Raw genomic sequence first — 6,381 nt, forward strand, 5'->3', positions numbered from 1 at the left:
TGGGGGCGGATTCTCGGATCCGCCCCCACGTGCATATCCGCCCCCACGTGCCTATCTGCCCGCCGGGTATATCCACCTAGAGCCGTAGCCCAAGATTGGGATCGGAGGGCAGCGTCAAAATCTCCGGTCCGCTTTCCCGCACCACGATGGTGTGCTCGAATTGGGCGGTGCGTCCACGGTCCTTGGTCACGACCGTCCAGTCATCATCCCAGATCTCATAGTCGATAGTTCCCAGCGTCACCATGGGCTCAACCGTGAAGACCATATTCTCTTCGATGGTTTCCCCGTGTAGAGGTGCGGCGTCGTAATGCGGAATAATGAGGCCGGAATGGAAAGCCTCTCCTACGCCGTGCCCGGTGAAATCACGGACGTCCCCGTAATCGAAACGCTTGGTATACGACTCAATCACTCGGCCGATCACGTTGATCTGGCGCCCCGGGCGTGCCGCCTTAATCCCGCGTAGGGTAGCGGTGGCGGTGCGTTCGATGAGAAGGCGGGATTCTTCGTCGATTTCGCCCACGCCGAAAGTGGCATTGGTATCTCCGTGCACGCCGTCCTTGTAGGCAGTCACGTCCAGGTTGATAATGTCTCCCTCGTGTAGCACCTGGTCATCAGGGATGCCGTGGCAGATGACTTCATTGACGGAGGTGCAGATCGACTTGGGGAAACCCATATAGCCCAGGCACGAGGGGTAGGCGCCGTTATCGATCATGTACTCGTGCGCGATGCGGTCGAGTTCATCGGTGCTTACACCCGGGCGGATAGCTTTGGCTGCCTCGTACATAGCATCCGCGGCAATGGTTCCCGCTACCCGAATTCGCTCAATTGTTTCCTCAGTTTTTACATCCGAGGCGGTGATGACTTCCGGCCCATCATGGAACATGTATTCGGGACGTTCAATATAGGCCGGAACTTTACGGCGCGGCGAAATCTTTCCGGGTCGCGCCGTACCGAGCGGCGCACGTGCTGCAAGACTCATAGCCACCATTGTAGTGGCTTAGAAACTGTGCTCCTTATCCGGGAATTCACGACCCTTGACGGCCGTACGGAAAGCCGTGACCGCGTTGCTGAGCGCTGCACCCACCTCGCCGAAACGCTTGGCGTAAGAGGGCTGCCACTCAGTCATCCCGGCCATATCCGGCCACACCAGCAGTTGCCCGGAAGTGCGATACCCAGCCCCGATCCCGAGGGTGGGGACCGAGAGAATTTCGGTAATTTTAGCCCCGAGTTTCCCGGGTACCATTTCGACGACGACAGCAATAGCTCCCGCCTTCTCTAGCGAAACCGCGTCATCAATAATGGCCTCGCTTTCTTCTTCATCCCGACCCTGTACTCGCGGGCCCCCCAAAGCGGCATCGGCGTGGGGACGGTAGCCGACGTGGGCCACCACGTTAATTCCGGCCTGAGTGAGGGCCTCAACGGTGGGAGCGAAGGCTTCCCCGCCTTCCAGTTTCACCGCGTCCGCTCCGGCCCGCACCAGGCGGATTGCGGTGCGAATAGCTTGCGCGGGGCCCTCTTCGTAGGTGCCCATCGGCATATCGGCAATAATAAAAGCCCGGGTGGTGCCCCGCATAACGGCACTGGTGGCGCGCTCAATATCTTCCAGGGTGACCTGGATGGTTGAGGAGAACCCCAGGGCGGTATTGCCAATGGAATCACCCACCACCAAAATATCAATCCCGGCCGCGTCCAAGATCCGCGCTGTGAGAGCGTCATAGCAGGTCAGTGCGGTGAGCGCCTCTCCGTTAGCGACCATCTCATTCAGGTGCTGTACCCGAATTCGTGCCGGTGAGAACTCCGTCATGATTACCTCCCGATATCTATGGCTTAGAGTACTAGGTCACGCGCGCCGGTGCATCATCGGGCACGGTACGCTAGGTGCGAGGAGGTGACTGTGGAACCCTTGCTTGAGCTGGTGTCCATGAACGCACTGGAATTCTGGTTGGCTTTAGGGATCGGGGTGACTGCCCTGGTCATTATGTGCCTGGCGCTTATTCCCAGTAGGGAATATGCCGATCTTCCGCGCGGGGTGTATCCGCGTGAACCTGCCGGGGTGACCGGCCATAATTACCGGCGGCGGCGTCGGCACACTCGCCCGCCGGTGCGCACCATCCCCCCGGATATGCCGGCCGCCCTCGGGGCTTTTATGCACCGCCACTACGCCGCGGATGACGCTGCCATCACCACCCTCCTCGACCTGGCCGCCCGCGGATTCCTCACCATTGACTTCTTCCGGGATCCGGCCCTGCGCGGCCAGATGATCACCATTTCACTCACCGAGGCGGATGCCTCCACCCTCGAACCTTTTGAGATGCGGGTTCTGGCTGCCCTCGCCTCCCCGGAAAGTGCCGAATCGGCAGCATTCCGTGAATCTGAGCCATTTGATGATCGCTCGTACCGTACCGCGATGGAAAACGCCGGACTGCCTGCCGCCTCCCGGCCGGTGCTACGCGTGCAGGGCTTTTCCACCCGTCTCGCCCTGGCCATCGCACGCGATAGCAAAGCGGAAGTGGTATCGCGGCGGGGCTGGTACCACCACGGGCGCGAATTGGTGGGTTCGCTGGCGGCCCTACTCTTCTTCGGTGGCATCGCCCTGACGGGATTGGCCTTTATCGGGGCCCTGGCTTTCGAACTGTCCTGGTACTGGCTCATCGTGGGTGGCTGGCTGGTGTTCTGCGGATTCGTGGGGCTTCTCAATTTTTCTTCTCTCACCCCGAACGGGGTGGTGGCCAGCGACCAAGTGGAAGGTTTCCGGCGTTTCCTCACCGCTGCTCCCCGTTTTGCCGGAGTGAGCGCAGACGTCCTCGCCTCTTATGTGGGCTGGGCTTATGCCCTGGAATGCGCGGATGAGTGGGTTCGTTCCCTCGAGCGGATTAACTCGCGGGATATGCGCGACGTCGGCGCAGCCCTCCCGTGGTTGCATTTTGCCGGAGAAGATATCACAAATTGGTACCAGCTGCGTGAGGCCCTGAGCGTTTTGGAAACTCGGTTCCGTTCCCACCCGCTCGCCCACGATCTCCCGCACGTGCGCCGCCGCCACCTGCGGCGTTTCGTACGCGGACTACTACCCGCCTCCACTCGTACGAACAAATAACGGAATTTGGCCGCACAAACAACGGAAAGATGAAGCGCCATGGATGACCAGCAAGAACACGTCCTTCGCACCATAACCGACCGGGATATCCGCTATGTGCGGCTGTGGTTCACCGATATCGTCGGCACCCTGAAATCCGTGGCGGTGGCTCCCGTTGAGCTCGATAATGCTTTTGCGGAGGGCATCGGTTTTGATGGCTCGGCCATTCAAGGGCTCACGCGTGTGTATGAGTCCGATATGATCGCGCGTCCGGACGCTTCCACCTTTGCGGTATTGCGTGGCGTGGATGGGAGCGACGACGCCGCCTTCATGTTCTGCGACATCCTCACCCGCGAAGGTGAACCGGCCCGCTCCGACCCGCGAGCTATCCTCCAGCGCACCCTGCGCCGCTGCGAGGATATGGGCTTCACCGCCTATGCCCACCCGGAAGTGGAGTTTTATCTCTTCCAGCCGGGAGCCAGCGATGATGAGGAACCCACCCCGATTGACTCGGCTTCCTATTTCGATTACGTCACCCGCTCGGTAGCCCATAATTTCCGGAGGGACGTGATCCTCTCCTTGGAAGACGTGGGGATCAGCGTAGAATTTTCCCACCACGAAATTGGCCCGGGCCAACAAGAAGTAGATCTGCGCTACGCCGATTGCCTGACGATGGCCGATAGCATTATGGCCGCCCGCGTCATTATTAAAGAAGTAGCCCTGCGCCACGGGGTGGAAGCCTCCTTCATGCCCAAACCCTTGGCACACTGGCCCGGGTCGGCCATGCACACCCATTTCTCGCTTTTCGAAGGCGAAACGAATGCCTTCCACGATCAACGCGGCCAGTTCGGGATGTCGGTGACGGCGCGGCGATTCCTGGCCGGCCTCATGCGTCACGCCCGCGAAATTACCGCGGTGACCAACCAGCATGTTAATTCCTATAAGCGGCTGTGGGGCGGCGGGGAGGCTCCGCCCTATGTGTGCTGGGGGCCGCGCAACCAATCGGCCCTCGTGCGGGTACCCGAATATAAACCCACCAAACCGCAATCCGCGCGTCTGGAATACCGCGCCCTGGACACGGCCGCCAATCCCTACCTGGCTTTCGCGGCGGTGCTGGGCGCGGGTCTGGCAGGAATCGAAGGGAAATACGATCTTTCTGATCCGGCCGATACTGACGTTCTCCTCCTCACCGATATGGAACGCGCGGTGCTCGGCATCGAATCTCTGCCCGGGAGTCTGGACTCCGCACTCAAGCTTATGGAGAGCTCCGATCTGGTTGCCGAGATTCTGGGCGAGGATGCCTTCGATTACTTCCTGCGCGATAAACGCGCCGAATGGGCCGAATATCGCGCCCAGGTCACTCCGTTGGAACGCGCACGTTTCCGAGCGGATCGATAGGGCGGCGGGGAACGAGTATGCGTCGTCTCACCCTCGTCCAGCGGGCCCGGCGCTCCGGTTTCACGGCACCTGAACGTGCCGCCGCGGAGTTGGAGGCCGGAGCCTGGCAGCCCGAGGACTTCACGCACGTGGCGGACCCGGACCGGGCACTTGCGGCCTGTGCCCGGCTCGGCTTAAGCCGCCGGGAGGGGGTGGGTTGCGATGCCGCTGCCCGGCCCCGCCTCCTGGCTGTCCTCGGGCTTTCCACCGCCTTGGCCGATCACCTTGCCCGTCACCCAGAAGCCGCGCGGGCGCTGTGCGGGAGCACGGAAGAAGCAGAGGCACGCGCACTCCTGAGCGAGGCGGAGGAACGCGCAGCCATGCGGACTGCCCTCGAACCTTGGCTTGCGGGCGGTGGGCGTGCAGCTTCCGGTGAGTTCCAGGATGCCATTGCCGCGCTGCGAGCCCACTATTACACCCGCATCCTCAGCCTCGCCGGCTGGGATCTCACCCTTCCCGATCCTCTTATTCGCCTGCCCGAGGTGGCAGCCGCACTCTCCAACCTGGCATGCGCCACCCTGGAAGGTGCCCTTCAGCTCGCCCGCACCCGGGTACCCGATGCCCACGATATTGACTTCACGATCATCGCGCTCGGGAAAACCGGAGGCGGGGAACTCAATTACGCATCCGATGTGGACGTGGTTTACATTACTGAACCGCGCCCGGGGGTTAGCGAAGCACGGGCGCTGGAGATCGGCACCGCGCTGGCCACCACTCTCGCCGGATATATCAGCGCCCCCGGGCCCGAAAGTGCCCTGTGGACCATTGACACCGCGCTGCGCCCCGAAGGTGGAACCGGTTCCCTCGTCCGCACCCTCGCGTCCCACCTCGATTACTACGCCAGCTGGGCGCAAAGCTGGGAATTCCAAGCCCTCCTTAAAGCCCGGGTAGCCGCAGGTAACCGCGAACTCGGCGAAAACTACCTACGCGCCACCCGCCCGCTTGTGTGGAACGCTGCCTCCCGGGAGAATTTCGTGACCGATGCCCGGGTCATGCGCACCCGCGTCGAATCCCATATCCCTACCGCCCAACGCGAGCGCCACATCAAATTAGGGACGGGCGGCCTGCGCGATGTCGAATTCACTGTCCAGCTCCTCCAGCTCGTGCACGGCCGAGTAGATACCACCATCCGCTCGGCCACGACCACCACGGCGCTCGCGAGCCTGTCCGAAGGTGGATACATCTCACGCACGCACGCCGCCCGCCTCGATCACCACTATCGGTGGCTACGCTGCCTGGAACACCGCGCCCAAATGGTGCGGTTGCGCCGAGCAGCCGTGCTTCCCACCCGGGAAGATGACCTGCGCCGGCTGGCCCGCTCCCTCGCTCTGCCAGATGCCACCGCACTCCTCGACACCTTCGCGCGGGTGCGCCGGGAGGTGCGTGAACTCCACCAAGATATTTTCTATCGGCCCCTCCTACCTGCCGCCGCGCAGCTCTCCGCGGACGATATTTCCCTGGCGCCCGAGGCCGCCCGCAGCCGCCTCGCCAGTATCGGATACCGTGACCCGGCTGGTGCGTTACGCCATATCCGCGCCTTGACCGAGGGAAATAGTCGTCGTGCGGCCATTGCCCGCCAGCTCCTTCCCGTGATGCTCGGGTGGTTTGCCGAAGGGCCCGAGCCGGATGCCGGCCTCCTCGCCTTCCGGGTGCTTTCAGAAAAAATGGGAGATACCTCCTGGTATATGCGCACCCTGCGCGACGGCGGGCCCGTCGCGCACCGCCTCGCCCTTATCCTGGCCCGCTCGCGTTTCCTCGCCCGCGATATTCCCGAGCTGCCGGAATCCATTGCATGGCTGGGCGACGACGGCGAACTGGCCCCGCGCAGCGCGGATGGTATCGAGGCCCACTGTTTCGTCATTGTTAATAAC

Annotated in this window: 5 protein-coding genes; 3 read left to right on the forward strand and 2 right to left on the reverse strand. The window is 62.3% G+C overall.

Annotation, left to right across the window (positions count from 1 at the left end):
* Nucleotides 1–76: 76 nt before the first annotated feature.
* Nucleotides 77–988, reverse strand: coding sequence for a type I methionyl aminopeptidase (gene map / locus ACRQEG_RS08640; RefSeq protein WP_320756019.1), 912 nt, complete (start codon nt 986–988; stop codon nt 77–79).
* Nucleotides 989–997: 9 nt separating this feature from the next.
* Nucleotides 998–1,804 carry a 3-methyl-2-oxobutanoate hydroxymethyltransferase gene (panB, locus tag ACRQEG_RS08645; RefSeq protein WP_320756020.1) on the reverse strand — a complete coding sequence of 269 codons (807 nt, stop codon included), beginning with the start codon at nt 1,802–1,804 and terminating at the stop codon, nt 998–1,000.
* Between the two features lie 90 nt (nt 1,805–1,894).
* Between panB and ACRQEG_RS08650 the strand changes: the two genes are divergently transcribed.
* From ACRQEG_RS08650 to ACRQEG_RS08660, 3 genes are all read left to right on the forward strand, one after another.
* Nucleotides 1,895–3,094, forward strand: a complete 1,200-nt coding sequence (locus ACRQEG_RS08650) for a DUF2207 family protein (RefSeq protein WP_320756021.1) — start codon at nt 1,895–1,897, stop codon at nt 3,092–3,094.
* Nucleotides 3,095–3,133: 39 nt separating this feature from the next.
* Entirely contained in the window at nt 3,134–4,471 is a 1,338-nt protein-coding gene (locus ACRQEG_RS08655) for a glutamine synthetase family protein (protein ID WP_320756022.1), read from the forward strand.
* A gap of 17 nt (nt 4,472–4,488) precedes the next feature.
* On the forward strand, nt 4,489–6,381 hold a 1,893-nt coding region (locus tag ACRQEG_RS08660; protein ID WP_435733854.1), incomplete at its 3' end, for a bifunctional [glutamine synthetase] adenylyltransferase/[glutamine synthetase]-adenylyl-L-tyrosine phosphorylase.

It is taken from the genome of Actinotignum stranguriae, assembly GCF_051265215.1.
Lineage (GTDB): Bacteria > Actinomycetota > Actinomycetes > Actinomycetales > Actinomycetaceae > Actinotignum > Actinotignum schaalii_C.

Bases quoted from the DNA above. Each gene is read 5' to 3' on its own strand.
- map (WP_320756019.1), bottom strand. From the start codon at position 988: ATGGTGGCTATGAGTCTTGCAGCACGTGCGCCGCTCGGTACGGCGCGA.
- panB (WP_320756020.1), bottom strand. From the start codon at position 1,804: ATGACGGAGTTCTCACCGGCACGAATTCGGGTACAGCACCTGAATGAG.
- ACRQEG_RS08655 (WP_320756022.1), top strand. From the start codon at position 3,134: ATGGATGACCAGCAAGAACACGTCCTTCGCACCATAACCGACCGGGAT.